The 25303-nt window shown below is 64.5% G+C and carries 24 protein-coding genes and 1 pseudogene; 10 read left to right on the top strand and 15 right to left on the bottom strand.

Features of this window, described 5'->3' with window-relative positions; genetic code table 11:
• Positions 1–55 precede the first annotated feature (55 nt).
• Genes CH262_RS13240 through CH262_RS13200 form a run of 9 tightly spaced genes read right to left on the bottom strand, consistent with a single transcriptional unit; the run spans position 56 to position 11351 of the window.
• Entirely contained in the window at positions 56–1471 is a 1416-nt protein-coding gene (locus CH262_RS13240; RefSeq protein ID WP_094717778.1) for a guanine deaminase, read from the bottom strand.
• Between the two features lie 46 nt (positions 1472–1517).
• Positions 1518–2141, bottom strand: coding sequence for a TetR/AcrR family transcriptional regulator (locus CH262_RS13235; protein ID WP_032390459.1), 624 nt, complete (start codon positions 2139–2141; stop codon positions 1518–1520).
• A 25-nt stretch (positions 2142–2166) separates the two neighbouring features.
• Entirely contained in the window at positions 2167–2919 is a 753-nt protein-coding gene (locus tag CH262_RS13230; RefSeq protein ID WP_032375412.1) for an enoyl-CoA hydratase family protein, read from the bottom strand.
• On the bottom strand, positions 2919–4079 hold the full coding sequence (locus CH262_RS13225; protein WP_032365310.1) for an acyl-CoA dehydrogenase family protein: 1161 nt from the start codon (positions 4077–4079) through the stop codon (positions 2919–2921). The genes CH262_RS13230 and CH262_RS13225 overlap by 1 nt, the downstream gene beginning before the upstream one ends.
• The gene (locus tag CH262_RS13220) at positions 4076–6067 is read right to left on the bottom strand and encodes an acetyl/propionyl/methylcrotonyl-CoA carboxylase subunit alpha (protein ID WP_094717777.1); all 1992 of its coding nucleotides are present in this window, start codon (positions 6065–6067) and stop codon (positions 4076–4078) included. Before CH262_RS13220 ends, CH262_RS13225 begins: the two co-directional genes overlap by 4 nt.
• A gap of 7 nt (positions 6068–6074) precedes the next feature.
• The gene (locus CH262_RS13215; protein ID WP_094715043.1) at positions 6075–7673 is read right to left on the bottom strand and encodes an acyl-CoA carboxylase subunit beta; all 1599 of its coding nucleotides are present in this window, start codon (positions 7671–7673) and stop codon (positions 6075–6077) included.
• A complete protein-coding gene (locus CH262_RS13210) occupies positions 7670–8818 on the bottom strand; it encodes an acyl-CoA dehydrogenase family protein (RefSeq protein WP_094717776.1) in 1149 nt (382 codons plus the stop codon). The genes CH262_RS13215 and CH262_RS13210 overlap by 4 nt, the downstream gene beginning before the upstream one ends.
• The gene (locus CH262_RS13205; protein ID WP_094717775.1) at positions 8815–10542 is read right to left on the bottom strand and encodes an acyclic terpene utilization AtuA family protein; all 1728 of its coding nucleotides are present in this window, start codon (positions 10540–10542) and stop codon (positions 8815–8817) included. The genes CH262_RS13210 and CH262_RS13205 overlap by 4 nt, the downstream gene beginning before the upstream one ends.
• Positions 10539–11351 (bottom strand): TIGR03084 family metal-binding protein, encoded by an 813-nt coding sequence (locus CH262_RS13200; RefSeq protein WP_094717774.1) that lies wholly within the window; start codon positions 11349–11351, stop codon positions 10539–10541. The genes CH262_RS13205 and CH262_RS13200 overlap by 4 nt, the downstream gene beginning before the upstream one ends.
• Positions 11352–11445: 94 nt before the next feature.
• Here CH262_RS13200 and CH262_RS13195 point away from each other — a divergent pair, with 94 nt between their 5' ends.
• Both CH262_RS13195 and CH262_RS13190 read left to right on the top strand, forming a co-directional pair.
• Positions 11446–12519, top strand: coding sequence for an endonuclease/exonuclease/phosphatase family protein (locus tag CH262_RS13195; RefSeq protein WP_094717794.1), 1074 nt, complete (start codon positions 11446–11448; stop codon positions 12517–12519).
• A gap of 7 nt (positions 12520–12526) precedes the next feature.
• Positions 12527–12925 carry an ASCH domain-containing protein gene (locus tag CH262_RS13190; RefSeq protein ID WP_094717773.1) on the top strand — a complete coding sequence of 133 codons (399 nt, stop codon included), beginning with the start codon at positions 12527–12529 and terminating at the stop codon, positions 12923–12925.
• 241 nt (positions 12926–13166) lie between these two features.
• Here CH262_RS13190 and CH262_RS13180 read toward each other — a convergent pair whose 3' ends face one another.
• Positions 13167–13838 carry a class F sortase gene (locus CH262_RS13180; protein WP_256988785.1) on the bottom strand — a complete coding sequence of 224 codons (672 nt, stop codon included), beginning with the start codon at positions 13836–13838 and terminating at the stop codon, positions 13167–13169.
• Positions 13839–13845: 7 nt separating this feature from the next.
• A complete protein-coding gene (locus CH262_RS13175) occupies positions 13846–15270 on the bottom strand; it encodes an ice-binding family protein (RefSeq protein WP_094717770.1) in 1425 nt (474 codons plus the stop codon).
• On the opposite strand from CH262_RS13175, the gene CH262_RS27945 reads away from it, so the two are divergent.
• Together CH262_RS27945 and CH262_RS13165 are read left to right on the top strand one after the other, a co-directional pair.
• The gene (locus CH262_RS27945) at positions 15269–15481 is read left to right on the top strand and encodes a hypothetical protein (RefSeq protein WP_048316103.1); all 213 of its coding nucleotides are present in this window, start codon (positions 15269–15271) and stop codon (positions 15479–15481) included. The two genes, CH262_RS13175 and CH262_RS27945, sit on opposite strands and share 2 nt — an antisense overlap.
• A 196-nt stretch (positions 15482–15677) precedes the next feature.
• A complete protein-coding gene (locus tag CH262_RS13165) occupies positions 15678–16355 on the top strand; it encodes a TetR/AcrR family transcriptional regulator C-terminal domain-containing protein (RefSeq protein ID WP_063216065.1) in 678 nt (225 codons plus the stop codon).
• A 7-nt stretch (positions 16356–16362) separates the two neighbouring features.
• On the opposite strand, the gene CH262_RS13160 is transcribed toward CH262_RS13165, so the two are convergent.
• From CH262_RS13160 to CH262_RS13150, 3 genes are all read right to left on the bottom strand, one after another.
• Positions 16363–17088, bottom strand: coding sequence for an alpha/beta fold hydrolase (locus CH262_RS13160; RefSeq protein WP_094717769.1), 726 nt, complete (start codon positions 17086–17088; stop codon positions 16363–16365).
• Positions 17089–17092: 4 nt separating this feature from the next.
• Positions 17093–18805 carry an MDR family MFS transporter gene (locus CH262_RS13155; RefSeq protein WP_045840698.1) on the bottom strand — a complete coding sequence of 571 codons (1713 nt, stop codon included), beginning with the start codon at positions 18803–18805 and terminating at the stop codon, positions 17093–17095.
• Between the two features lie 92 nt (positions 18806–18897).
• Positions 18898–20187, bottom strand: coding sequence for an MFS transporter (locus CH262_RS13150; protein ID WP_094717768.1), 1290 nt, complete (start codon positions 20185–20187; stop codon positions 18898–18900).
• 73 nt (positions 20188–20260) lie between these two features.
• Between CH262_RS13150 and aroQ the strand changes: the two genes are divergently transcribed.
• The 5 genes from aroQ to CH262_RS13125 all read left to right on the top strand — a co-directional run bounded on the left by aroQ (position 20261) and on the right by CH262_RS13125 (position 24621).
• Positions 20261–20695: a type II 3-dehydroquinate dehydratase gene (gene aroQ, locus CH262_RS13145; protein WP_094717767.1), complete on the top strand. Its 435-nt coding sequence runs from the start codon at positions 20261–20263 to the stop codon at positions 20693–20695.
• A 63-nt stretch (positions 20696–20758) separates the two neighbouring features.
• On the top strand, positions 20759–21529 hold the full coding sequence (locus CH262_RS13140; RefSeq protein WP_179274988.1) for a DsbA family protein: 771 nt from the start codon (positions 20759–20761) through the stop codon (positions 21527–21529).
• 20 nt (positions 21530–21549) lie between these two features.
• Entirely contained in the window at positions 21550–22134 is a 585-nt protein-coding gene (locus CH262_RS13135) for a vitamin K epoxide reductase family protein (RefSeq protein WP_032399416.1), read from the top strand.
• A gap of 134 nt (positions 22135–22268) precedes the next feature.
• On the top strand, positions 22269–23792 hold the full coding sequence (locus CH262_RS13130; protein ID WP_094717765.1) for a C40 family peptidase: 1524 nt from the start codon (positions 22269–22271) through the stop codon (positions 23790–23792).
• Between the two features lie 37 nt (positions 23793–23829).
• Complete coding sequence (locus CH262_RS13125) at positions 23830–24621, top strand: acyl-[acyl-carrier-protein] thioesterase (protein ID WP_256988784.1); 792 nt, start codon at positions 23830–23832, stop codon at positions 24619–24621.
• On the opposite strand, the gene CH262_RS13120 is transcribed toward CH262_RS13125, so the two are convergent.
• The gene (locus CH262_RS13120; protein WP_256988783.1) at positions 24525–25043 is read right to left on the bottom strand and encodes an AMP-binding enzyme; all 519 of its coding nucleotides are present in this window, start codon (positions 25041–25043) and stop codon (positions 24525–24527) included. The two genes, CH262_RS13125 and CH262_RS13120, sit on opposite strands and share 97 nt — an antisense overlap.
• Between CH262_RS13120 and CH262_RS13115 the strand changes: the two are divergent.
• Positions 25030–25303: pseudogene (locus CH262_RS13115) on the top strand (AMP-binding protein); the annotation flags it as partial. The gene CH262_RS13120 and the pseudogene CH262_RS13115 sit on opposite strands and share 14 nt — an antisense overlap.

The following is a 25303-nucleotide window of genomic DNA, read 5'->3' as shown; positions in this document are numbered from 1 at the left end:
GGTCCGATGCTGCAGTTCGCGTCGCACCGAACCTACCAACCGAACAGGGCAGCGGTCATGTGCCGTGCACAGCGCGTCCTTGGACGTACACACCCACGATGGCCGGCTCTCGCATGGCCATCAGCAGGGCGAACAGGGTCTGGTCGCGGGCCAGCTCGGGGTCCTCGGCCCGCACGCCATGGTCGACGGCCGCAGCCAGCTGCGGCCACGCGTCGGGATCGACGACGACGAAGTCCGCCTCTTTCCCCACGTCGAAGTTTCCGATGCGCTCCTCCATGTCGAGAGCACGTGCCCCGGCGAGCGTTCCGGTGAACAACAGTTCGGCCGGATGCAACGACAGGCCTGCGTCTCCCGGTTCGGAGATGTGCACCTTGAACGCGTCGGCGAGTACCTGCGGGAGCAGCCACTCGTCACCGCCACCGAAATCGGACCCGATGGCGATGGTCACCCCGGCGGCGACGGTTCTCTTCCACGGCATCGTGCCCGAGCCCAGGAACTGCTGCGAGGTGGGACAGTGCGCGATGGACGTACCCGTCTCGGCCAACCTCGTCAGTTCCGCGTCCTCGCAGTGCACCGCGTGCGCCAGAATCGACCGTCGACCCAGCAGGCTCTTGCCCCCTACTTGCGAGCCCGGCAGGAACTTGCCGTCGTAGGTATCGAGGTAGTTCTCGACCTGGTACGCGCCCTTGGTGGCGTCGATCTCGCCGGTGCCCGGTCGGTTGTTCTCGTTGAGGTGCGTGTGGACGTAGACACCTCTGCCGCGTACGGAGTCGTAGAGCTCGCCGAGGTTCCTCAGCGTGTCCGTCGTCACCGACAGAGAAAAACGCGGTACGACGGCGACGTGCAGCATCGCCGTGTCGACGTCGCCGGTATCGGCGGCGTGCCACTTCTCTATCTCCTCGGACACCAGGCGGATCGCCTCGTCCTCACCGGTGATCAGCGCGTGCGCCGACGCGGGGCCGGTGGTCTGGATCCCGCGGCCACTGACGATGCGCAGTCCGTGCTCGAGCGTCTCGGAGAACAAAGAATCCTGTGCGTGCGGGAATGCCGACCCGAACACCATGGCCTGCGTCGTCCCAGCGCGAATGCGTGCTGCGCAGAAGTCGCGCGCGGCCGCCGCCGCGAATTCCGGATCGGCGAAGCGCGCTTCGGACGGAAAGATGCACGTATTCAGCCATTCGAGCAATTGCCCGCCGCCGTAGGAGTCACCGGCGTAGGTCTGTGGGAAATGAATGTGCGTGTCGACGAATCCCGGCAGTAGGAAGCCGGGCCGGTGATCCGACACATCGACATGGGCGTAGTGCGTTGGCAGAGAATCGAACTCGCCGCAGTACTCGATCCTGCCCTCGCCTGAGACCACGAGGGCACCGTCGGGAATCGAGACCAACGACGCGGCGGCGTCCAGCACTGTGGGCGAGCCCGCGATGTGAAAGATGTGGCCACGGTGGACGCGTGCGGAATCGGAAGTCACGAGCAGACTCAAGCACAGGTGGATCGGAACTGCAGATCGTGCGCGTCTAGTGCGCTACCGCTCCTGCGGCGGACAGCCGTGCGTTCAGCGAGGCGTCGAGCACATCGGCCCAGGCTCGCACGATTTCGACGCGGCGACGCGCGTCGTCGGTCAGGACATCCGCGAGACCGAGCCCACGCGCCAGGTCGAGCGTCGCCTGGACCAGACGGTGGGTGACGGGATCGTTGTCGTCGACTCCGAGGTTCTCGACGGCCATCGTGTGTGCTCGACGACCGAATCGCTCTTCGAGTGGGACGATCCGATCACGCAGTTCCGGATCGGCCGACGCCGCCGTCCAGACCTGCAGTGCCGCTTTGAACATCGGACCCGTGTAGTACTCGACGAGCCGTTCCACCACCAGTTTCGTTCGGCCGGGTCCGGGCGGAATCTCCTGTGCCTCGCGGCGCGCATGGTCCATCCGAGTGTCGAACATGTACTCGAGTGCCCCGGTGATGAGGTCCTCACGCGTCGGGAAATGGTGTTGGGTGGCACCGCGAGAGACGCCGGCGCGCTCGGCGACGACCCCGACCGTCGTTGCGCTCCAGCCCTGCTCGGCGAGCGAGTCGATCGTCGCCTCGAGCAGTCGCTGACGCGTCACCCTGCTGCGATCCTGCTTGGGTTCGCGCGCCATCACCATCTCCCTGCTCCTTCTCGACCTACTTTTCGGCAGCCCAGGACGGCGGCCTCTTCTCCAGAAAGGACATCATCCCCTCTCGGGCTTCCTCCGATGCAAACAACCTGGCCGATTGCTCGGCGACGGCCGTTCCGCGCTCGTCGATCTCGCGTCGGATCGCGGCGGTGGTGAGCTGTTTGGACTCGGCCAAGCCCTGCGGCGAGCACTTCCTGAACATGATCATGTAGTCGGCCACCGCGGCCGCGGGAACGGCGTCGGCCACGGTGACCAGACCGATCTCCTGGGCCGTGGCACCGTCGAATGTTTCCCCGGTGAGGAAGTATCGACTCGCCGCCCGGGACGACAGTCGCGGCAACACGGCGACGGAGATGACCGACGCCGCCAGTCCGAGGCGAACCTCGGTCAGCGCGAACGAGCTTTCCGGTCCGGCAATGGCGACGTCGCACGCCGCCACGAGCCCCATCCCGCCTGCCCGCACATGACCATCGATCTGTACGACGACGGGTTTCGGGGTGTCGATGATCAGCCGCATCAGATCCAGCATCTGCCGAGTACGAAGCTCCGGCGACGCCCCGGCCTCTCTGAGGTCGGCACCGGCGCAGAACGTCGTACCGGTGTGACCGAGCACGATCGTTCTGATGTCGTCGTCGTGCGCCGCAGCGATGAGGCCCGCTGTCAGCTCCTCGACCAACACCGACGACAGCGCGTTTCGGTTCTGCGGCGAATCCAACGTCAAATACGCTGTGTCTTTGCCCGACTCGACGAGAACGGCCATCAGTAGCTTCTCGGCAGGCCGAGCGAGTGCTGGCTCACGAAGTTCAGGATCATCTCCCGGCTCACGGGAGCAACGCGGGCGATGCGGGCGGCTCCGAGCATCGCAGCCAATCCGTATTCACTGCTCAACCCGGCACCGCCGTGGGTTTGGATCGCCTGATCGAGTGCCTTGATACTGGCCTCGGCCGCAGCATATTTGGCCATGTTCGCGGCTTCTGCCGCTCCGAAATCGTCGCCGGAGTCGTAGAGCACCGCGGCCTTCTGCATCATCAATTTCGCCAACTCCAGCTCGATCTTGCACTGCGCCAACGGGTGCGCCAAGCCCTGGTGAGCGCCGATCGGCGTCTTCCAGACCGTCCGCTCGTTGGCGTATTTGACCGCCGCGTCCAGAGCGTAGCGACCCATACCGACAGCCATCGCAGCACCGAGAATGCGCTCGGGGTTCAGTCCGGCGAACAACTGCATCAGGGCAGCGTCGGCCTCACCGACGAGTGCCTCGGCGGGCAACCGGACGTCGTCGAGGAACAGCACGAACTGGTGATCGGGCTCGACGATGTCCATCTCCATCTGCGTCTTCTGCAGTCCCGGAGCGTCGGTGGGCACGATGAACAGCGCCGGCTTGAGCTTGCCGGTCTTGGAATCCTCGGTCCGCGCAACGATCAACACGGCGTCGGCCTGATCCACGCCCGAGATATAGATCTTGTTGCCCTTCAAGATCCATTCGTCACCGTCGCGACGCGCCGTGGTGGTGATCTGGTGCGAGTTGGATCCGGCGTCGGGTTCGGTGATGCCGAAGACCATGATCTTGGAACCGTCGGCGAGGGCGGTGAGCCACTCCTGCTTCTGATCCGGCGTGCCGTACTTGCCGATGATGGTGCCGCAGATGGCCGGGCTGACGACGACGAGCAGTAGACCGGCACCGTGCGCAGCCAACTCCTCCTGTACGAGCGCGAGTTCGTAGATGCCTGCGCCGCCGCCGCCGTATTCCTCGGGCAGATTGACCCCGAGGAAGCCGAGCTTGCCCGCCTCGTTCCACAGTTCGGTCAGTGGCTCACCTTTGCGCGCCTTGGGCAGCACGTAGTCGATGTAGTTGTAGCGCTTGCCCAGTGACGAGACTGCGTTGCGCAGACCCTTCTGCTCTTCGGTTTCGATGAAACTCATGCTTGCTCCACTCCCTGCTCGGTGACTACTGGCGTGTCGGTGACTACTGCCAAGACCTGTCCTACCTCGACTTGCTGACCCTGCTGCACGTTCAGTTCGGTGAGCACACCATCGGCGGGTGCAGTCACGGTGTGCTCCATCTTCATCGCCTCCAGCCACAGAATGGGCTGGCCTGCGGTGACGGTATCTCCCTGCGCAGCAGCAATTCTGATGACGCTGCCCGGCATCGGCGCAAGCAGTGATCCGGCCGCCACCTCGTCGGTGGGGTCGGTGAACCTCGGTGCTCGAACCAATCGGACGGGGCCCAGGGAAGAATCCACGAACACGTCGGGCCCGTAGGTGCTCACTGCGAAGATACGACGAATACCGTTGTCGTCCAACGTCACCGAGGTCGGTGTGTGCCCCACCAGTTCGACACCCTCCAACGACACTCCGGCTACCGAGGAGGTGAGTCCGCTGCGTCCGATCGAGTATTCGACGGTGATGTCGTTGTACGTCTTGCGCTGCGGTTGCGACCGGAGATTGCGCCAGCCGCCGGGTAGACCCCGGTTCACCCGAGCTCGCGAGACGTTGCTCGCCGCGTCGGCCAAGGCAGCCGCGAGCGCCGACAGTTCCTCGGCCCGGCCCTGCGCGATCGGCTGAGCCAGGACATCGAGGCCGTGCGTGTCGAAGAAGGCTGTATCGGTGTCGCCCGCCAGGAACGCCGGATGGCGCAGAATGTTGACCAGCAGATCCCGATTGGTCTTCAGACCGTGAATGGTGGCGTTCTGCAGTGCTTTCGCCAACAGAGTCGCCGCTCGGTCCCGCGTCGGGGCGAAGGAGATCACCTTGGCGAGCATGGGGTCGTACTGCGTTCCCACCACGCTGCCCGTCTCGACGCCGGAATCGACTCTGATGTATCCAGCTTTGTCCGACACCTCGAACTGCGCACCGGGGATGTCGAATCGGTGCACGGCACCGCTCTGCGGCTGCCAGTCCTGAGCCGGATCCTCGGCGTACAGCCGAACCTCGATCGAGTGTCCCCGTGCCGTGGGCTGTTCGGCCGGTAGCCGCTCCCCCGCCGCAACCTGGATCTGCAGCGCAACGAGATCCAGACCCGTCGTGCATTCGGTGACCGGATGCTCCACCTGCAAGCGGGTGTTCATCTCGAGGAAGAAGAAGTTTCCCTTCTCGTCGGCGAGGAATTCGACGGTGCCTGCACCCTCGTAGCCGATGGCCTCGGTTGCCAGTGTGGCTGCCTCGAACAGCTTCTCGCGCATGCCGTCGATGCGTTCGACGAGCGGCGACGGAGCTTCCTCGACGACCTTCTGGTGCCTGCGTTGGATCGAGCATTCACGCTCGCCCACCGTCCACACCGTGCCGAATCGATCGGCCATGACCTGAACTTCGATGTGCCGCCCGGTTTCGATGTACCGCTCGATGAACACCGTTCCATCGCCGAAGGCCGAGAGGGCTTCTCGTCCGGCTGCCTCGAGCTCCGACTGCAGTGCGTCGAGACTGCGGACGATGCGCATCCCCCTACCGCCGCCGCCCGCGGAGGCCTTGATCAGTACCGGTAGCTCGTTCTCGGTGACCGACTCGGGATCGAGCCGAGTCAACACCGGCACTCCGGCGTCGGCCGTCATCTTCTTGGACTCGACCTTCGAGCCCATCGATTCGATGGCCTTGACGGGCGGTCCGATCCAGGTCAACCCGGCGTCGAGTACCTGCCGGGCGAATTCGGCGTTCTCGGAGAGGAATCCGTATCCCGGATGGACCGCGTCGGCACCGGCCTGCACCGCGGCGGCGATGATCAATTCTCCACGCAAGTAGGTCTCGGACGGGCTCTGCCCAGGCAGGCGCACAGCGGAGTCCGCCTCACGCACATGGGGAGATGCCGCGTCGGCGTCGGAGAAGACCGCGACGGTATCGATGCCCTCCGCGCGGCAGGTGGTGAAGACGCGTCGGGCGATTTCGCCGCGATTGGCCACGAGGACTTTGTTCAGCATGCGGGCATCACATCCGGAAGACACCGAAGTTCGCGGTGCCTTCGATCGGGGCAGAGGCGATGGCCGACAGGCACATTCCCACTACCGTGCGGGTGTCACGGGGATCGATGACGCCGTCGTCGTAGAGGCGTCCGGACAGGAACATCGGCAACGATTCGGCTTCGATCTGATTCTCGATCATCGCGCGCAGTCCGGCATCGGCCTCCGCGTCGAACGCTTGACCGCGAGCTTCTGCGGCGGCGCGTCCGACGATGGAGATGACGCCGGCCAGCTGTGCGCCACCCATGACGGCGGATTTGCTGGACGGCCAGGCGAAGAGGAAGCGAGGATCGAAAGCACGGCCGCACATGCCGTAATGGCCGGCTCCGTAGGACGCCCCGAGCAGGATCGAGATGTGCGGCACCTTCGAGTTGGAGACGGCGTTGATCATCATCGATCCGTGCTTGATCATGCCGCCTTCCTCGTATTCCTTGCCGACCATGTAGCCGGTGGTGTTGTGCAGGAACAGCAGTGGCGTGTTCGACCGGTTGGCGAGCTGGATGAACTGCGTCGCCTTCTGCGATTCCTCGCTGAACAGCACGCCGCGTGCGTTGGCCAGGATGCCGATCGGGTAGCCGTGCAACTCGGCCCAGCCGGTGACGAGCGAGCCGCCGTACATCGGCTTGAACTCGTCGAAGTCGGAACCGTCGACGATGCGGGCGATGACCTCACGGGGATCGAACGGGATCTTCAGGTCGGTGGGGACGATGCCGAGCAGATCCTCGGGATCGGCGAGTGGCTCGATGACCTCGGCCCGTGGCTCGGGCCCCTTCTTCTTCCAATTCAACCGGGAGACGATGCTGCGTCCGATACGGATGGCGTCCTGCTCGTCGACGGCGAAGTAGTCTGCGAGACCCGACTTCCGGGCGTGCATCTCGGCTCCGCCGAGCGACTCGTCGTCCGAATCCTCACCGGTGGCCATCTTCACCAGGGGCGGTCCGGCCAAGAACACCTTGGATCGTTCCTTGATCATGACGACGTGATCGGACATGCCGGGAACGTAGGCACCGCCCGCAGTCGAATTACCGAACACCAGGGCGATGGTCGGAATGCCGGCCGCCGACAGCTGCGTCAGATCGCGGAACATGCGTCCGCCGGGGATGAACACCTCTTTCTGCGTGGGCAGGTCGGCACCGCCCGACTCGACGAGAGAGATGACCGGCAGTCGGTTCTGGGTGGCGATGTCGTTGCCGCGGAACCCCTTCTTCAGGGTCCACGGGTTGCTGGACCCGCCGCGGACCGTGGGATCGTTGGCAACGATGAGACATTCGACCCCGCACACGACACCGATACCCATGACGGTGCTGGCACCGACGGGAAAGTCGCTGCCCCACGCCGCAAGTGGGCACAGTTCGAGAAACGCGGAGTCCTCGTCGATCAACAATTCGATGCGCTCACGGGCGAGCAGCTTGCCACGCTTCTTGTGGCGATCGACGTACTTCTGACCGCCACCGAGCAGAGCCTTGTCGTGTTCGGCGTCGATCTCGGCCAGTTTGGTGTGCATGGCCTCGGTGGCACCGGTGTACTGCTCCGATGCGGTGTCGAGAGTGGACTTCAGCACGCTCATGCCTGGTATCCCAATCGTTTTGCGGCAAGGCCGGTGAGAATTTCGGTGGTTCCGCCGCCGATACCGAGGATGCGCATGTCGCGGTATTGCCGTTCGACCTCGCTCTCGCGCATGTACCCGAGTCCGCCGAACAGCTGGACGGCTTGATTGGCCACCCACTCCCCGGATTCGACGGCGGTGTTCTTGGCGAAGCAGACCTCGGCGATGAAGTCACCGTCCTCCTGCAAGGACCGCTCGACGAGGGAGCGGGTGTACACGCGAGCGATGTCGATCTTGCGCGCCATCTCGGTGACGGTGTTCTGTACGGATTGCCGTGCGATGAGCGGCTTTCCGAAGGTCTCGCGATCACGGACCCACTGCAGCGTCAGATCGAGGCACCGCTGCGCGCTGGCGTAGGCCTGAGCGGCGAGAGCGATACGCTCGGTGAGAAATGCCTGCGCGATCTGGACGAAGCCACTGTTCTCGGCACCGACCAGGTTGGCCACCGGAACCCGTGCGTCGACGAAGGAGAGTTCGGCGGTATCGGAGGCGCGCCACCCCATCTTGTCGAGCTTGCTGGTGACCTCGAAGCCCGCTGTGCCCCTTTCGACGACGAGGAGCGACACTCCGGCTGCCCCCTCGCCTCCCGTCCGGACCGCGGTGACGACGAAGTCCGCACGGCACCCCGAGGTGATGTAGGTCTTCGACCCGTTGACGATGTAATGGTCGCCGTCTCTGACCGCCTTGGTCCGCAGATGACCCACGTCGGAGCCGCCGCCCGGCTCGGTGATCGCGAGCGAGCCGATCTTCTCCCCCGCGAGCGTCGGCCGTACCCACTTGTCGATCTGCTCAGGATCTCTCGCGGCAACCAAGTGCGGCAACGCAATTCCACAGGTGAACAGAGAAGCGAACAGTCCGCCCGACGCGCCGGCCTGGTGCATCTCCTCGCAGATCAGCACCGCGTCCGCGAGATCACCGCCGTCGCCGCCGACGTCCTCGGGAAACCCTGCGCCCAGCAAACCGAGAGCGGCCGCCTTCTTGTGCAGCTCACGCGGAATCTCGCCGTCGGCTTCCCACTGGTTCATATGCGGCGCGATGTCCTGCTCGACGAAACTGCGAACGGTCTTGCGAAGCTGCTGACGCTCCGGCGTCGTCCAGATGCTCATATGAGTGCTGCTTTCTTGTCGGGTCGTTCCGCAGGCTCCACTCCTGTGAACACGAGTGTTTCGGGGATGTCGATGTGACGCGACCGCAGCCACTCACCGAGCCCCTTGGCCTGTGGATCGAATCTGGCCTGCGATGCAACGCCCTGGCCGAGAATGCCGTCGATGACGAAGTTCACCGCCCGCAGATTGGGCAACACGTGGCGCGTGACCGTGAGGTGCTCGGCCTCGGGCAGCATCGTTTTCAGGGTGTCGACGGTCAATGCGTGGACGAGCCAGGCGAATTCGTCGTCGGTGCGCACCCACACTCCGACGTTGGCGCTCCCACCCTTGTCTCCGCTGCGGGCGGCGGCGATGGTGCCGAGTGGTAGTCGGATGGTGTCCTCGGCGGCTCGCGGTGCCGGCAGCTGCGGTTCGACCAGCGATTCCAGGACTCGCGTCTCCGCCGAGGGTGCGATGCTGCGTTCGGTGCCGTCGGCCAGGTGGGCCGTATGCGGTACGTCGTGTGCGTCGACGAAACCTGCGGTGAACACCCCGTACGGGGCTCCGTTTCCGGGCGGTGCGGTGACCGAGAAGCCCGGGTAGCTGGCAAGTGCGAGTTCGACCGCCACAGCCGAGAACTGGCGTCCCACCGCGTCGGGGTTACTGTCGCGGGCGACGCAGCGCAGCAACGCGCTTGCGGTTTCCTCGGTCTCGGCGTCGGGCTTGTCGGTACGCACCAGAGTCCAGTCCAACTCGGTCGGTCGGGCGGGCAACCACGACTCGAACTGCCGTTGCGCCAGTTCGGCTTTGGCCTCGATGTCCAGGCCGGTCAACACCATCGTGAATTCGTTGCGGAAGCCGCCGAGCGCGTTGAGCGAGACCTTGTAGGTGGGCGGCGGCGCTTCTCCGGTGACCCCGCTGATCGATACTCGGTTGCTGGACTCCTGCGCCAGGACCGCCGTGTCGATGCGCGCGGTGACGTCGGGGTTCGCGTATCGGCCACCGGTGATCTCGTACAGCAGTTGCGCTGTGACGGTACCGACGCTGACGGCACCGCCGGTGCCCTCGTGCTTGGTGATGACGGAGGATCCGTCGGCTTCGATCTCGGCGATGGGGAACCCGGGACGGGACATGTCGGCGATCTCGGTGAAGAACGAGTAGTTGCCGCCGGTCGCTTGAGTACCGCACTCGATGACGTGGCCCGCGATGACCGCGCCGGCCAATGCATCGTAATCGGTTGTCGACCAACCGAAGTGAGCGGCGGCGGGGCCGACGATGACACTGGCGTCGGTGACGCGACCGGTCACCACGACGTCGGCACCGGAGTTCAGGCATTCCACGATTCCCCACGCACCGAGGTAGGCGTTTGCCGTCAGCGGGCTGCCGAGGCCGAGTTCGCCTGCCCTGCCGAGGAGGTCGTCGCCGTCCACGTAGGCGATCTTCGCGCCGGAATCGAGCTTCTCCAACGCCTCGACCAGTCCGCGCGGATTGAGTCCGCCGGCATTGGCCACGATCTTCACGCCCTTGTCGAGTGCCAGTCCGAGGCAGTCCTCGGCCTGCCGCAGAAAGGTTTTGGCGTAGCCACGGGTCGCGTCCTTCATTCGGTCGCGTCCGAGAATGAGCATGGTCAGCTCGGCGAGGTAGTCACCGGTGAGGTAATCGAGGTCTCCTCCCTCGAGCATCTCCCGCATCGCGGACAGTCGATCTCCGTAGAAACCGGAGCAGTTGCCTATACGTACGGTCATGCTTTCTCGCGTCCTGCCTTGTCTCGTCCCTGTCCGGGAGGGCCTGCGAAGGCTTGGGCGATGGTGAGCCAGTGTGCGGCGTCGGCCCCGTCGGCTCGAACGTCCAGATCGTCGCGGTGTGCGCGCTGAGTGACGAGAAGGCAGAAGTCGAGTGCAGATCCGGTGACACGCTGTTCTGCGTCGTCGGGACCCCACGTCCACACTTCGCCCGAGGGTGCGGTGAGCTCGACTCCGAACGGTTCCGCCGGCGGAGTCTGCTCGTTGACAGCGTAAGCGAAATCCCGTGTCCGCACGCCGATGTGTGCGACTCCGCGGATTCGGTCGGTCGGCACGCGGGTCACGCCCAGCGCATCGGCGACATCCTGTCCGTGGGCCCACGTCTCCATGAGACGGGCGGTGGCCATGGACGCGGCACTCATGGGCGGCCCGAACCACTGGATCTTGACGCCCGACGGGACCTGCTTCAGCGCGTCCGTCATGGCGTGGCGGCGGGTTCGCCAGGCGCTCAACAGTTCCGGATTGCCCGCTTCCTCCTCGGCGGCGTCGTCGACGAATCCAGTGGGGTTCTCCCAGGCCTTTTTCAGCGTGCGGGCGAACTCCTCCTCGGCCGCGGTATCACCGGACGCTGCGGATGTGGTTCGCTCCGCGACGTGATCCGTCCACGACAGGTGCGCGATCTGATGTGCGATCGTCCAGCCCGCCGCCGGAGTAGGTGCCGCCCAGCGTTCGGGTACCAGCTCGGCCACCAGCGCGTCGAGGTCGTCACCCTCGGCACGGAGATCGCCGACGAGTGAGTCGAGGTCTGCCATAGGACCAGCTTCACAAAGGCACGAGAAAAAAGCAAGCACGCTTGCTTGTTAATTCGTAACCTTACGTTCGCTTACCGTCTCTACGGTGGGAAACGTGAAAACGTCGAGACTTGTGGCCGTCGCCGTTACCCTCGCCGTCATGGCTGCCGGCTGCTCCACCACGGACCCGTCTGCTGCAGACCCGACCCCCGACGAACCGTCGAGCATCCGGGTGGCGACGTTCAACGCCAGTCTCAATCGGTCCGCGGCCGGACAGTTGGTCACCGACCTGAGCGCGGAGAACGCCCAGGCTCGCGCAGTGGCCGACGTGATCTCCGCGAACTCACCGGATGTTCTGCTGGTCAACGAGTTCGACTATTCGGGGTCCGATGGCCCCACCCTCTTCAACGAGAACTACCTCGACGGGCAGTACCCGTTCTTCTTCACTGCTCCGGTGAACACCGGCGTCGACTCGGGACTCGACCTGGACGGGGACGGCGCACTCGGTGGCCCCGGTGACGCCTGGGGATTCGGACAGTTTCCCGGTCAGTACGGCATGGTGGTGTACTCGAAGTTCCCGATCGACACCGGTTCGGTACGCACGTTCCAGAACTTTCTGTGGAAGGACATGCCGAACTCGCTGTTACCGCGCGACTATTACGGAGAGAACGCAGACGCGCTTCGACTGTCCAGCAAGTCTCATTGGGACGTGCCCGTCGACGTGAACGGGAAGACGCTGCACGTGTTGGCTTCGCATCCCACTCCCCCATCCTTCGACGGACCCGAGGACCGTAACGGTAAGCGCAATCACGACGAGATCCGGTTGAGCGCCGATTACATTTCCGGTGCCGACTACCTCTACGACGACAACGGCGTGCGAGGCGGACTCGACGAGGGAGCGTCGTTCGTGATGATGGGCGACCAGAACAGCGATCCGGTCGACGGCGACTCCGTGGCCGGTGCCATCGCACAGGTTCTGGATCTTCCGCGGGTTCGAGATCCGGCACCCACGTCCGATGGACATGGAACGGACACAGCCGATTTCGCTGATCCGACGCCGGGTGACCTGCGGGTGGACTACGTGCTGCCGTCGGACGATCTGACCGTGCGCGACTCGCAGGTGTATTGGCCCGATCAGGCCGAGCACCCGTCGGACCACAGACTGGTGTGGGTAGACCTCGAAATATGATGCGTGAGTGACCGATCTGCCGATTGTCGAGTTCGCCTACCCGGGCCCACTACGGGACACGCTGGTTGCGGCCGTGCTGTCCGGAGCGAAGACCAGCACGGCAAGCCTGTTGGCTCAGTACACCGACGAGGAGCTGCCGAGGGTCGGCGAACGCGGTGCGGTGGTGAATTCGGCGGGTGCCGTAGTCGGGGTCATCGAGACCACGGCCGTCGAGGTCGTTGCGCTGAGCGATGTTCCGCTGCAGCATGCGCTCGACGAGGCTGAGGGATACGCCGATGTGGCGCAGTGGCGTGCCGGACACGAACGATTCTGGCAGTCCGTCGAAGTCCGCGAGGAGCTGGGCAATCCGAATTTCACGGTCAACGACGACACTCAGGTGGTGCTGGAGCGATTCGAGCTGGCATGAAGGTCTGCCTGTGCCGCTGTCACCACAGCCTGAAGACCGCGGGCCTGTGGACTCCGGTCATCCTTGCTGATGGCGTCGAATTCTGGGTCTCCAATGCCGGCACCACTGCCGTCACCGTGCCTGCAACAACGCAGCTCGCCGATTGCGGCCACCTACCGACCGTCTACCGCAGACCCCAAGGCGCGGAACAGCAGGCAGATTCATCGACCTCGAACTCGAGCCGGGCTAGGAACGTAGAGCGTCAGACCCGATCCGCGTAGACGACGATGTTGTCCTCGTAACTGGCGACATCCGAATCGAATTGGCCACCGCATGTGATCAGACGCAACCCTGGGTGGTCGAGATCGCCGTACACCTTCTGGGTGGGGAAAGCATCCTTCGGATACTGCTCCACAGCGCTGACGACGAACCGGACCGTACTTCCATCCTCGGCAGTGACGGACACATCGTCTCCCTGCTCCAGTTCGCGGAGTCGGTAGAAGACACCTGGACTACCGGCCCAATCCACGTGGCCGGCAACGATGGACGGTCCCAGCTGACCGGGGACCGGCGATCCGGTGTACCAGCCTGCGGGAAAACCGCCCGGCGGGACTTCCATTGCTCCATCGGGATTCAACCCGAGGTCCATCACATCGGAATCGACACCGATCGCGTCGATCTCGATACGTTCGGGCGGAGATGCAACATCCTCGGCCGAACCACCGCCCTGGGCAGGGATCGAATTAAGTTGAGCAACAACGTCAGCCGATGTCGCCGCTGACGTTCGAGTCGGAGCGGGTTCATCGACGGGTGTCGCACACCCCGACACGAGGGCCACCACCATCAGGCAGGCTGCTGCCGCAGCCCGCACTGCAACCCGGCGACGGGTTACAGTGCGGGAAACTTCTGCAGCAGTATCGATCTCAGTGGTCACGTGTTACTCAGCGTCGACGACGGCTGAGCGCCAAGGCGGAGACCCCGCCTGCAGCGAGTACCAACAGCACAGCCCACATCGACGTCATCGACGCCGCGCTCGGCCGCACGCTGGTGCTGCCATCGCCCGTTTCGACTCCACCGTTGGGAATCTGGGTGATCTGGCCACCGGGGTTGTATGTACCCGGCTGATCAGGGCCGCCCGGCTGATCGGGAGTGCGCGGCTGATCCGGAGTGCGCGGCTGGTCCGGGGTGTTGGGCTGGTCCGGAGTCCGAGGCTGGTCCGGGGTGTTCGGCTGATCGGGAGTGCGCGGCTGATCCGGCGTGTTCGGCTGATCCGGCGTGTTCGGGTTGTCCGGCACGTTCGGGATACCCGGAATCGGCGGAAGCGTGATGCCGGGGATCGGCGGCAGACCCGGGATCGGGGGTACTTCGATGACGATCGGCGGCGTACCGCCACCACCGCCGTCACCCGGTGTACCCGGCGTTCCGCCACCATCACCCGGCGTACCGCCGCCGCCACCCGGGGCGGTCGTCGTTGTCGTGGGTGCCGGTGTCGTTGTCGTAGGCGCCGGCGGTGTGGTCGTCGTGACCGGAGGCGTCGTGGTCGTGACCGGAGGGTTCGTGGTCGTGACCGGCGGTTCGGTGATCCCACACTCGGCGTTGCTGATCGTGTTCGAGTCGAGGGTGACTGCGCCGGTCAAAGCCAAGAGCCGTCCCCGCACATCGGCATCCGTCGTCGCGGTGATCGACGCCTGCGCCATGACCGTGCCGACGAAATCGGTGCCGGTGCCGAGAGTGGCCGAGCTTCCCACCTGCCAGAACACGTTGCACGGGCTGGCCCCGTTGATCAGTGAGACACTGCTGTTCGAGCCCGTGATGAGAGTGGATCCGGCTTGGAAGATGAAGACCGCAGCGGAATTGCCTTGCGCATCGAGCGTCAGAGGCAGAGATCCGGTCAATCCGAGCGTGTCGCCCTTGTACAGACCGGCATACCGTGTGGTGCCCCCGAGCTCGACGGGAACCAGTTCGGGACCAGACCTGTTGGCAGCGTTGGTATATGCAACCTGCAGAGCAGCTTTCGCATTCAAGGCCCGTTCGTTCTTGTCATCGATCACGCCGTTGGTAATTTGGCCCTGCAGCAGGCCGCTGACGCTCGAAGGGTTCCCGTCACCTGGGCTCACACCCACGGAGCCGTTGATCACAGATCCACCCGCATCGGTCACGGTGGAGCCGGCAAGAATTGCGTACGGATCTGCGGCACCGAGACCGACGGTGGGGACGACGACAGCAGGTGATTGAGCGTCGGCCGAAGAGGCGTTGACCAGCATGAGCGCGCTGGTGGCCAGTGCGACGGTACCGACGAGGGGAATCAACGCCGAGCCCTTGCGTCTGGATGTGGACGGCGCAGGACGATGTTGCGGAGAGTACATGGTGTGTACCGATCTGCTCGAGGAGATGCGTGCGAGGCTTGTTGCCGCACAACGCTTTAGGGATATCGATTCCCCCGACGAGATTCGATGGTGTCTGCAGCGGTACCGCGACGGTCGACGATGGTCACTGGAATTCACCAGGGGCGTCGAGGTCTCGCGGAGTCCGTATATCGGTGGCGTCGCCGGCTGGCTGTTCAACTGCGCGACATGAGTAGAGGGGGCGCGGAGGCTCGTGGCCCACTCCGCAACAGCGAGTTTCCCCGTATCTCTACGGTGTAGAACTACAGCACACCATGTGTAGGGTCGGGGGTCAAGCGAAAAGCGTTGGTGAACAATAAGATTGTTTATCGACCGAAAGCCGTCGGCTTGCCGCTTATCCGAATAACCGAAAATGGTGGAGCAATGTGATGACCCCCTCGGATCGCAGCAGCCACAACTCTCGGGACAGAATCGACCACGAATTCGTCGTGTCGGCCGCCCTCGCCATCATCGACGACACCGGACTCGACAGCCTGACCATCCGCAGCCTGGCCGTCTCGATCGATCGCGACCCCATGACCGTGTACCGGTACGTCGCCACCAAGGAAGCACTACTCGACGCCGTTGCCGATTCGATTCTCGGCGACCTCGTGTCGGTGGACGGATCGGACACCGATTGGCGACGTCAGCTGACGATCTTCGGCCGGCATTATCGCGAACTCGCCTTGGCACATCCGCGCGCGGCCGTTTTGCTGGCGACTCGGCCACGAGCAACTCCGCTGGGTTTGGGCACCACCAGGTCCCTGATGTCACTCGAAGGCATATTGAGCCTGTTTGCCACCGCGGGATTCACTGTCCCCGAGGCGCTCTCGGCCTACCGGTTGCTGATGTCGATGCTCCGCGGTCACGTGCTCAGTGAAACGCAGGAGACGACGGACAACCCGGACGAGACCGTCGACAGACTCAGCCTCGCGTTGCGCAGACTCCCGATCGAGGACTTCCCGATCATGTCCGTACTGCCGCCACTCATCACCGCATACGACGGTGCCCGCGAGCTCGATCGCGGATTGAAGGCCCTGTTCGACGGCCTGCGTCACACACCGTGACCACGGACTAGGCTCGGCGAATGGGCGCGAACGTCTGCACTGCATCCCGGGTGAAGAAGTCCAGCAATATCGCATTGGACAACGCGGGCTTCTCGACCAACACACCATGCGAGGTACCCGGGACTATTGCCAGCTCGGCGACCGGCATACTGCGGTAGAACTCGGCAGCATGCTCGATGCTCACCTCGTCGTCGTCACCGATCATCACCAGAGTGCGCACCGACAACTCGGCGAGATCGCTCGCAGTCAGTGCGGGATCTGCACTGTGCATATCGTCGAGCCGGCGTACGAAATCGCTACGGTCGGCGTCGCCGAGTCCGGACAACCCGCCGCCCCAACCATCGCGATGGAAGACACTCGCGACGCAGGCGAGACGATCCACCAGATCCGGGCGTTGCAGTGCGACCAGTAGCGCTACGACACCGCCGTCGCTGCACCCGGCCAACCGCGTCCGTCGCCCGACGACCTGCTCGATGAACGCAACGGTGTCGTCGACCATGTCCGAGAACGTCAACTCGGAGGAGAGACCAGGCCCGGAAACATCCGTGGTGCGGCCATGCCCTCGACGTTCGGGGGTGAGCACCCGAAACGCCGAGGACAGCCCGGCGACATTGACATCCAGCGCTCGCGCATCAGCGCCCCCAGGATGGAGAAGGACCAGCGGTTCCCCGTCGCCCACCTCGGCGTACCAGGTGTCCACCGAGCCGAGCCGAACCCAGTTCTCCGAATTCACGCCATCAATGTAGACCCGTGCCCACGTCGTTCGCTCGCTCTTCGTCGCGTTCCTGCTGAGCTGCCGCCAGACCCGACATCGTGCGCAGCGGCACCTCCTTGAGGAAGAGCACCAGGACGAATCCGAGGAGCATCAGGATCGACACGGCCAGGAACACGTAGTCCATCGCGTCGGAGAAGCCGATGCGGAACGGCTCGGCGAGCGCGGGATCGAGCTTCTGGATGAACGAACTGTCCTGCAAGGCACTACCGGCAACGGATGCATCACCCGAGGCGATGGCCTTCGCGAACCCGGACTCCAACGGATCGGCACTGGTGGCCGCGCTCTGCACGGCCTGCTGGAACGCGGGCGTCGAACTCGCGGCGACCAACGCATCGCCGGTCTTGGGCGTCAGCTGCGTGAACAGCATCGACAGGAACACCGCCACGCCGACCGTCGCACCGATCTGACGGAAAAAGGTTGCCGCCGAGGTGGAGACGCCCATGTCCTTGGGCGGCATCGCATTCTGGATGGCCAACGTGAGCGGCTGCATCATCGAACCGAGACCGAGACCGAACACACCCATCACGACCATCGTCTGCCACAACGGAGTGTCGGCGTGCACGTAGTGGAACGTGAACATGGCGATCGCCATCAGCGCAGTGCCGACGATCGGAAAGATCTTGTACCGCCCCGTCTTCGAGATGATCGAACCCGACACGATGGACGCGATCATCAAAGCGCCGACGAGCGGCAAGGTCTGATAGCCGGCGAGAGTCGGCGAGGAACCCTTGACCACCTGCAGGTACTGCGGCAGCAACGAGATGCCGCCGAACATGGCTGCGCCTGCGATGACACTGACGGCAATACACAACGAGAACAACGGGTTTCGGAAGAACCGCATGGGGATCAAGGCGTCGTCGCCCATCTTGATCTCGGCGAGAACGAACGCGATGACGCCCACGATGCCGATCCCGAAGCACAGCAGTGCCCGCGGCGAACTCCATCCCCAGACGCGGCCCTGCTCGGCGATGATCAGCAGCGGCACGAGCCCGACGCTGAGAAGCACTGCGCCCCACCAGTCGACGCGGGCCTCGCGGCGGTAGACCGGCAAGTTCAGCACCCGCCAGACGACGACGAGCGCGATGATGCCCAGCGGAACGTTGATGTAGAAGACCCAGCGCCAGCCGGTGATGCCGAGAATGGACGACTGTCCGGCCAGCAGACCGCCGATGACCGGCCCGAGCACACTGGACGTACCGAACACCGCCAGGAAGTAACCCTGATACTTGGCCCTCTCCCGCGGGGGCACGATGTCGCCGATGATCGCCAACGCCATCGACATCAGGCCACCTGCACCCAAACCCTGCACGGCCCGGAAAGCTGCGAGCTCGTACATCGATGTCGCGATGCCGCACAGCATGGACCCGACGACGAAGATCGAGATGGCCGTCATGAAGAACGGCTTGCGCCCGTAGAGATCGGAGAGCTTGCCGTACAGCGGGGTCGAGACAGTGGACGTGATCAGATATGCCGTTGTCACCCAGGCGAGAACGGAGAAACCGTTCAGGTCGTCGGCGATGGTACGTACCGACGTGGACACGATCGTCTGGTCGAGAGCCGCCAGGAACATGCCCATCATCAGACCCGACAGAATCGTCATGATCTCGCGGTGCGAGTACTCGCCACTCACCGCACTCGCTTCACGCTCGGCGGTCGCTTCAGGCTCGCTTACCATCTCTTTGTTTCACCTTTACGTAACGTTTGCTTGTGTCCTACAACGATATTCGGACCACCAGCATGCTCGTAGAAAGCCGACTAAGCAAAGGTTTATTTGCGGCGCATCCGGTCTCGGACCTCGCGCATCGTGTGCGGGTGGATGCCGTCGGCCGCAAGCACCTTGCGCGTCTTGCGCCGCGTCGCCAGCACCCCGATGATCGCGATGATCCACACGGGAAACTGCACCAGCATCGCGACCCGGAAACTGTCGAAGTCGTAACCACCCATCGCGTCGAGAATCCACCCGATCGCCGCGATGACCAACAGCGATGCCAGGAAGCCGCCGATGTTGACCATCCCCTGAGCCGTCCCCAGATTGGCACTCGGATTGAACGTGCGGGCGAGGTCGAATCCGATCACCGACCCGGGCCCACCCACGGAAATCACCACGACGAGAAGAACGAGCAGCCACAGCGGCGCAGGTCCGGGCAGCGACAGCACGATGGCCCACATCGTGGCGTTGCTGACCATGATCGCCAGCACCAGCCAGGACCGACGCATCGGGTAGCGCCCGGTGAGCAAACCGAGCACGATGCCCGACGCCACCGCCGACAGCACCGACAACGTCAGCAGCGCTCCGGCCGTCGACGCCGACAATCCCTGAGCGGTGGTCATGTACGGCACACCCCACAACAGGGCGAACGTGGTGATCGAGAACTGGGTCCCCATGTGCGAGAAGAATCCGAGCCGGGTCCCCGGTCGTCGCCACACCTCGCCGATGGAGTCCAGCGTCTCCCGCAACGACGTCGGCTCCGGTTCCGGAGCAGTGCTGTCGTCGGGACGATCTCGAATCAGAGCGAGTGAGAGGACGAGTGCGAGCAAACCCAGTGCCGCCGCGCTACCGAAAGCGAACGTCCACCCCGGCCCGTTCAACAGAATCAGAAACGGCACGGCCGAGAGCACCTGCCCGAGCTGACCCAGCAGCCCGGTCAACTGGGACACGATCGGCACCCGCCGCGGCGAGAACCAACGCGGCACCAGACGCAGGACCGAGATGAACGTCAGCGCGTCGCCGATGCCCACGAATGCACGTGCCGCCACCGCGACCGGCAGCGATTCGGTGAGCGCCAACGTGATCTGCGCCGACGCCATGACCAGCGCACCGGCAGCAATCATCTTGCGCGAACCGATCCGATCCAGCAGCACTCCGGCCGGAATCTGCATCGCCGCGTACACGACCACCTGCAGCACCACGAACGAGGACAGCAGAGACGGGGAGATCGAGAACCGGTCCGCTGCGCTCAGCCCGGCGACCCCGAAGGCCGTCCGATGCAGCACCCCGATGACATACGCGAAGACACCGACGCCCCACACCACCCAGACTGTCTTGCCAGTACTCACCGGGCGATTGTGTCAACCACGCTGTGGAATGATCGGACCCGGTAGTTCGTAGAGCAGGAAAGCGAGTGACGTCATGGCCAAGCAAGTGCTGGTGCTCAACGGTCCGAACCTGAACATGCTCGGCACCCGCCAGCCCGAGGTGTACGGCAGCGCCACCCTCGCCGACGTCGTCGCCCTGTGCGAGAAGACCGCCGCCACACACGGACTCGACGTGAAAGCAGAGCAGTCCAACCACGAGGGACAGTTGATCGACTGGATCCACGAGGCACGCGGGGTGGCGTCGGGCATCGTCATCAACCCCGGCGGACTGACCCACACGTCGGTGGCGCTGCGTGACGCACTCGTCATCCCCGAGGTCCCGATCATCGAGGTGCACATCTCCAACGTGCACGCCCGCGAGGAGTTCCGGCACCACTCCTACGTCTCTCCGATCGCCAGCGGAGTCATCGCCGGACTCGGCATCGACGGATACCGATTCGCAATCGAACGACTCGCAGTACTTGTCTGATACTGCACTTATTCGACACAGCTCTCATCTGACACTCAGGTTGTCCTGCATAAACTGGTCGCCGTGAACACCAGCAACAAGGCATCGAGAGACGGCAGAGCGTCCAAGGACATCCGGGCAATGCAGAACGGCGACAAGAATCGTCGAACGCTGATCCAGATCGTCGTCGCGGTCGTTCTCATCGCACTCGTTGCAGCCATTGCTCTGTTCATCGTCAACAAGGATTCGACGTCGGGTGAGGCATCTCCCGACGCGAGTTCCACATCGGGCCCGCAGCTGACTCCCACGTCACTCACCGCGAACGGTGCCATTCGTTTCGGCAACCCCGATGCCACCACTGTCGTCAGCGTCGTCGAGGACTTCCAGTGCCCGGCCTGCAAGGCATTCGAGTCGGTCAGCGGATCGACTCTGCAGCAGCTGGCCGACGCAGGCAACGTCGCCGTCGATTACCGTCCCATCTCCATTCTCGATCGCTTCTCGAACGGCACGATGTATTCCACTCGTGCTGCGAGCGCGTCGATCTGCGTCGCCGAGAACGATCGGGACAGTTGGACGAACTGGCACAACTCGATGTTCGCCGAGCAGCCCGCTGAGAACGGCAACGGTCTGCCCGACGACAAGCTCGTCGAGATCGCCGCCGCAGCCGGTGCCGACTCCCCCGCCACCGCGTCGTGCATCACCGACGGCAGTTACACGGACTGGGTCACCACCCAGACGCAGACCGTCATCGGCGAGGGCATCAACGGAACGCCGAGCGTCCGCGTCAACGGCACTGACGTCGCCACTCCGACACCCGAGAACATCCTCGCTGCCGCCGCGGCAGCCGGAAACTGAGCAGCAACCGGTAACCGACCATGAGAACTCGCGCCGGCGCTGCAGTCTTCACACTCTTCAGCGCACTGGGGCTCCTCGCCGCACTGACCCTGACGATCGAACGATTCAAGCTCCTCGAAGACGCGTCCTACGTTCCGTCGTGCAGCCTGAATCCGGTGCTCTCGTGCGGGTCGGTGATGGTCACGAAGCAAGCTGCGCTGTTCGGATTCCCCAATCCGATCCTCGGAATCGTGGCGTTCTCCGTCGCTCTCGTCGCCGGTATCCTGTGGCTCGGCCGCGTCGAACTCCCGCACTGGTTCTGGCTCGGACTGAGTGCCGGGCTGCTGCTCGGCGAAGTGTTCGTGCACTGGCTGATCTTCGAGAGTCTCTACGAGATCGGTGCCCTGTGCCCGTACTGCATGGTGGTGTGGGCGGTGACGATGCCACTGTTCGTACTGGCGCTGAGCCGGCTGATCAGTACCGGCTCCAGTAATCCGGACGAACGCCCGGGCACAGTCGGCCGTCTTTTCCTCGAATGGCGGTGGACGCTGCTCGCCGTGTGGTACGCAATCGTCGTCGCGCTCATCGGAATCCGGTTCTCGGACTACTGGGGCTCGTTGCTCTGAGTTTCGTTGCTCTGACAGTTTCGCAAAACTCATGAGTCGATCGGCTGCACCGTGCATGATGGTTGCAGCACCCGGGTGAGTCTGATCACAGCTCCTGGCTCGGGGAAGAACGATCGAGTAACAGGAGTCGAAGCATGGCAGGCGATCCCTTCGCAGTCATCGTTGCCGTCATCGTGTCTGCCGCAGGCGCAGTCGCCGGAACGGACGCCCCAGCTCCACTGCAGAATCAGGCGGTGAAGGATCAGGCAGCCGCGGTCGCTGCCGCTGCCGAGGACCAGGGCAAAACGATGTCCGACCAATGGGCAGACCTGATGGGCACCATGCCCGAACCCGCCGCCGACGTCGCAGACCGGACCCTGAACGACGCCGCCGAGGGACTGCACACCGCCGTCGAACCGATGCTGCCGGACCTGCCCGCGGTTGCCGAGATCGAGACCCCGGACGCTGCCGCAGCTGCAGGCGCTGCCGACACTGCTGCGCCCGGGGCGGTGTCCCCAGCTGCAGGGGCAGCCGTCACACAGGCTGCGATCACTGCCGGTGCCCCGCTTCCCTTCAGTGTCTTCTCGTCGAACAGTGTCTTCTCGTCCGGTACGGCATCCAGCGCCGTCGCCGGGCTCGCCACCGGCGCCCTGCAATTCGCCGGCCGGACGTACACCGCCGCCGACATCGCGACCCAGACGGCGTTCATGGCGTCGGCCGAAGCCATTCGGCGAGCACTGTTCCCCGGTCTACCCATAACGTTCACCGGCATCAATGTGGGCCCTATCGGTTTGGGCGCGGTGGGAGCGATCACCGCGTTCGTTCCGTGGTTGCAGAAGGCAGGCAACATCTGCGGCGGCGTCAAGGCCACAACGATCGCCGCGCTCTATGCCGCAGAGAACGGATTTCGATACGGTCCGACAGCTCCGGTATCGAGCACCGGCGCACAGGGACCCGGCCAGTTCATGCCGGGAACCTGGGCAACCTACGGCAAGGACTACGACGGCAACGGCGTGGTCGACGTCAACAGCATCGGTGACTCGGTCATGGCGTCGGGAACGATGCTGTGCGACATCTACGGACAGGTCGACAGCTGGAAGCGCGACGGCAAGGTCTCGGGCGACACGACGGACCTGACCCTCGCCGGATACAACGCCGGAGCGGGCGCAGTGTTGCGCTCGGGCGGAATGCCCTCGGGGTCAGTCGATTACGAGACTCAGACCAAGCCCTACGTAGCGCGCATCCGGGCCACCGAGGCCCAGTTCGCGGCCATCCTCACTCCGTTCGCCGGGCTCGATCTCACCGGAATGGGCGGGCGGGCAGTGCAATTGGCGATGGATTACCTGGGCCTGCCGTACGTGTGGGGCGGCGGAAACATCAACGGACCGTCCGGCGGCGGATTCGACTGCTCGGGCCTGACGTCCTACGCACTGTTCAAGGCCTCGGGCGGAAAGGTCACCCTGCCGCGTACGTCGGAGACGCAGTGGAACGTGGGCACCGAGGTGCCGATGGCCCTCGCCCAGCCCGGCGATCTACTGTTCGGCAACTGGGGCGCGGCGGGCCCGGGACACGTGGCGATCTACATGGGCAACGGGCAGATGGTGCATGCGCCCACCACCGGTGACGTGGTGCGGGTGGCACCGGTGTTCGACGGGATGCGAGCTCGCCACATCCTCTGACGGGTATCACGTGGGTCCACCCGCGTACAGTGCGGACGTGACCAATGCACGCGTGGAACCGGCCGGCTTCGACGACGAACTGGCACCCGAGCCGCCGCCCGGTGAAGGCTTCGAGACGAGCTGGCCAGTACGTACCGGCGACATCGACCCCAACAACCGACTCCGGTTCGACGGTGTCGCGCGCTACCTCCAGGACATCGGCACCGACAATCTCGACGCCACCCCTCTGGGTAAGACCGACCCGATGTGGATCGTGCGACGCACCGTCATCGACGTCTTCGAGCCCATCCACTTTCCCGACCGCGTGCACCTGCGGCGCTGGTGTTCCTCGATGTCGACGCGCTGGTCCAACATGCGGGTGGCGGTGACGACCCCCAAGGGCGGTCGCATCGAGACCGAGGGCTTCTGGATCAACATCAGCAAGGACACCGGCATGCCGACGCGCATCAGCGACGCGGCACTGGAGATGCTGGCCAAGACCACCGATCAGCACCGCTTGCGCTGGAAGGCGTGGCTGGCCGAACCGGTACCGTCGCAATCCCAGGACGATATCGAATTCCCCTTGCGCGCAACCGATATCGACCCCTTCAATCACCTCAACAACGCGGCGTACTGGCACGCGGTCGAAGAACTCCTGGTGGACTTGCCGCACCTGGCCGCAGCGCCCCACCGCGCCGTCATCGAATACCTCACGCCGGTGCTGGCGAACGAACGCGTGACGCTACGTCACCGCTACGAGGGCGGAGCGCTGACCGTCTGGTTCGTCGTCACCGGAGCCTCGGGCGAACCCACGGTCCGCACCGTCGCCAAGGTTGCACCCAAGGCCTGACGATCGAGCTTGCCGCGCGGGGTACGCGGCAAACCGTCGACGATCGCGATGACGACGGGCAGACTCGGGTCGGGGAGCAACGAACGCAGGTGCCGCCGTATCTGCGCTACCGTCGGTGAATCATTCTCTGCTACAACCACTCCGGCGGCCGGTATCTCCCCCGCTCGATCATCGGGCAAGCCCAGAACTCCGGCATCGAGAACACCGGGGACCGACAACAGCGCTACCTCGATCGGGGGCAACTCGACCGTGAGGCCGGCTCGAACGATCGTCTCGCTACCGCGGCCGAGCAAGGTCAGCCGGCCCTGGTCGACGCTGCCGCGATCACCGACCGTCATCCACCCGTCGACCGGGCCGTCCGTCAGGGTGGTGTGCTCACCCACCCGACTCAGATAGCCGTCGAACAGCATGTCGCTGCGCACGGCGGCGGCCGCTCTCGAAGATGCTCCGACACACCTGTATTCGGTACCGACTATTGCCTGGGACATCGCGCGGTCGCACGTGCAGTACCCCAGCGTCCGCGAGGTGCTGTCGTCTGCGGCGAGATGGCCGCAGTCGGGTCGGGCGGCACTTGCCACGGTGCTACCGAACGCGACCATGACGCACTTCTACGGCGCGTCGGAACTGAGCTTCGTCTCGTACGACCGTCGAACGTCCGAGGGGGCGGGGATCGAGGGGGCGG

Source organism: Rhodococcus sp. 05-2255-1e (assembly GCF_002259025.1).
Lineage (GTDB): Bacteria > Actinomycetota > Actinomycetes > Mycobacteriales > Mycobacteriaceae > Rhodococcoides > Rhodococcoides fascians.
The sequence above is the reverse complement of the archived record's forward strand: the minus strand, read 5'-3'. Positions and strand labels throughout refer to the sequence as shown.

Bases quoted from the DNA above. Each gene is read 5' to 3' on its own strand.
- CH262_RS13235 (WP_032390459.1), bottom strand. From the start codon at position 2,141: ATGGCGCGCGAACCCAAGCAGGATCGCAGCAGGGTGACGCGTCAGCGA.
- aroQ (WP_094717767.1), top strand. From the start codon at position 20,261: ATGGCCAAGCAAGTGCTGGTGCTCAACGGTCCGAACCTGAACATGCTC.
- CH262_RS13205 (WP_094717775.1), bottom strand. From the start codon at position 10,542: ATGACCGTACGTATAGGCAACTGCTCCGGTTTCTACGGAGATCGACTG.
- CH262_RS13165 (WP_063216065.1), top strand. From the start codon at position 15,678: ATGACCCCCTCGGATCGCAGCAGCCACAACTCTCGGGACAGAATCGAC.
- CH262_RS13210 (WP_094717776.1), bottom strand. From the start codon at position 8,818: ATGAGCATCTGGACGACGCCGGAGCGTCAGCAGCTTCGCAAGACCGTT.
- CH262_RS13130 (WP_094717765.1), top strand. From the start codon at position 22,269: ATGGCAGGCGATCCCTTCGCAGTCATCGTTGCCGTCATCGTGTCTGCC.
- CH262_RS13200 (WP_094717774.1), bottom strand. From the start codon at position 11,351: ATGGCAGACCTCGACTCACTCGTCGGCGATCTCCGTGCCGAGGGTGAC.
- CH262_RS13215 (WP_094715043.1), bottom strand. From the start codon at position 7,673: ATGAGCGTGCTGAAGTCCACTCTCGACACCGCATCGGAGCAGTACACC.
- CH262_RS13175 (WP_094717770.1), bottom strand. From the start codon at position 15,270: ATGTACTCTCCGCAACATCGTCCTGCGCCGTCCACATCCAGACGCAAG.
- CH262_RS13135 (WP_032399416.1), top strand. From the start codon at position 21,550: ATGAGAACTCGCGCCGGCGCTGCAGTCTTCACACTCTTCAGCGCACTG.
- CH262_RS13225 (WP_032365310.1), bottom strand. From the start codon at position 4,079: ATGAGTTTCATCGAAACCGAAGAGCAGAAGGGTCTGCGCAACGCAGTC.
- CH262_RS27945 (WP_048316103.1), top strand. From the start codon at position 15,269: ATGGTGTGTACCGATCTGCTCGAGGAGATGCGTGCGAGGCTTGTTGCC.
- CH262_RS13155 (WP_045840698.1), bottom strand. From the start codon at position 18,805: ATGGTAAGCGAGCCTGAAGCGACCGCCGAGCGTGAAGCGAGTGCGGTG.
- CH262_RS13220 (WP_094717777.1), bottom strand. From the start codon at position 6,067: ATGCTGAACAAAGTCCTCGTGGCCAATCGCGGCGAAATCGCCCGACGC.
- CH262_RS13230 (WP_032375412.1), bottom strand. From the start codon at position 2,919: ATGGCCGTTCTCGTCGAGTCGGGCAAAGACACAGCGTATTTGACGTTG.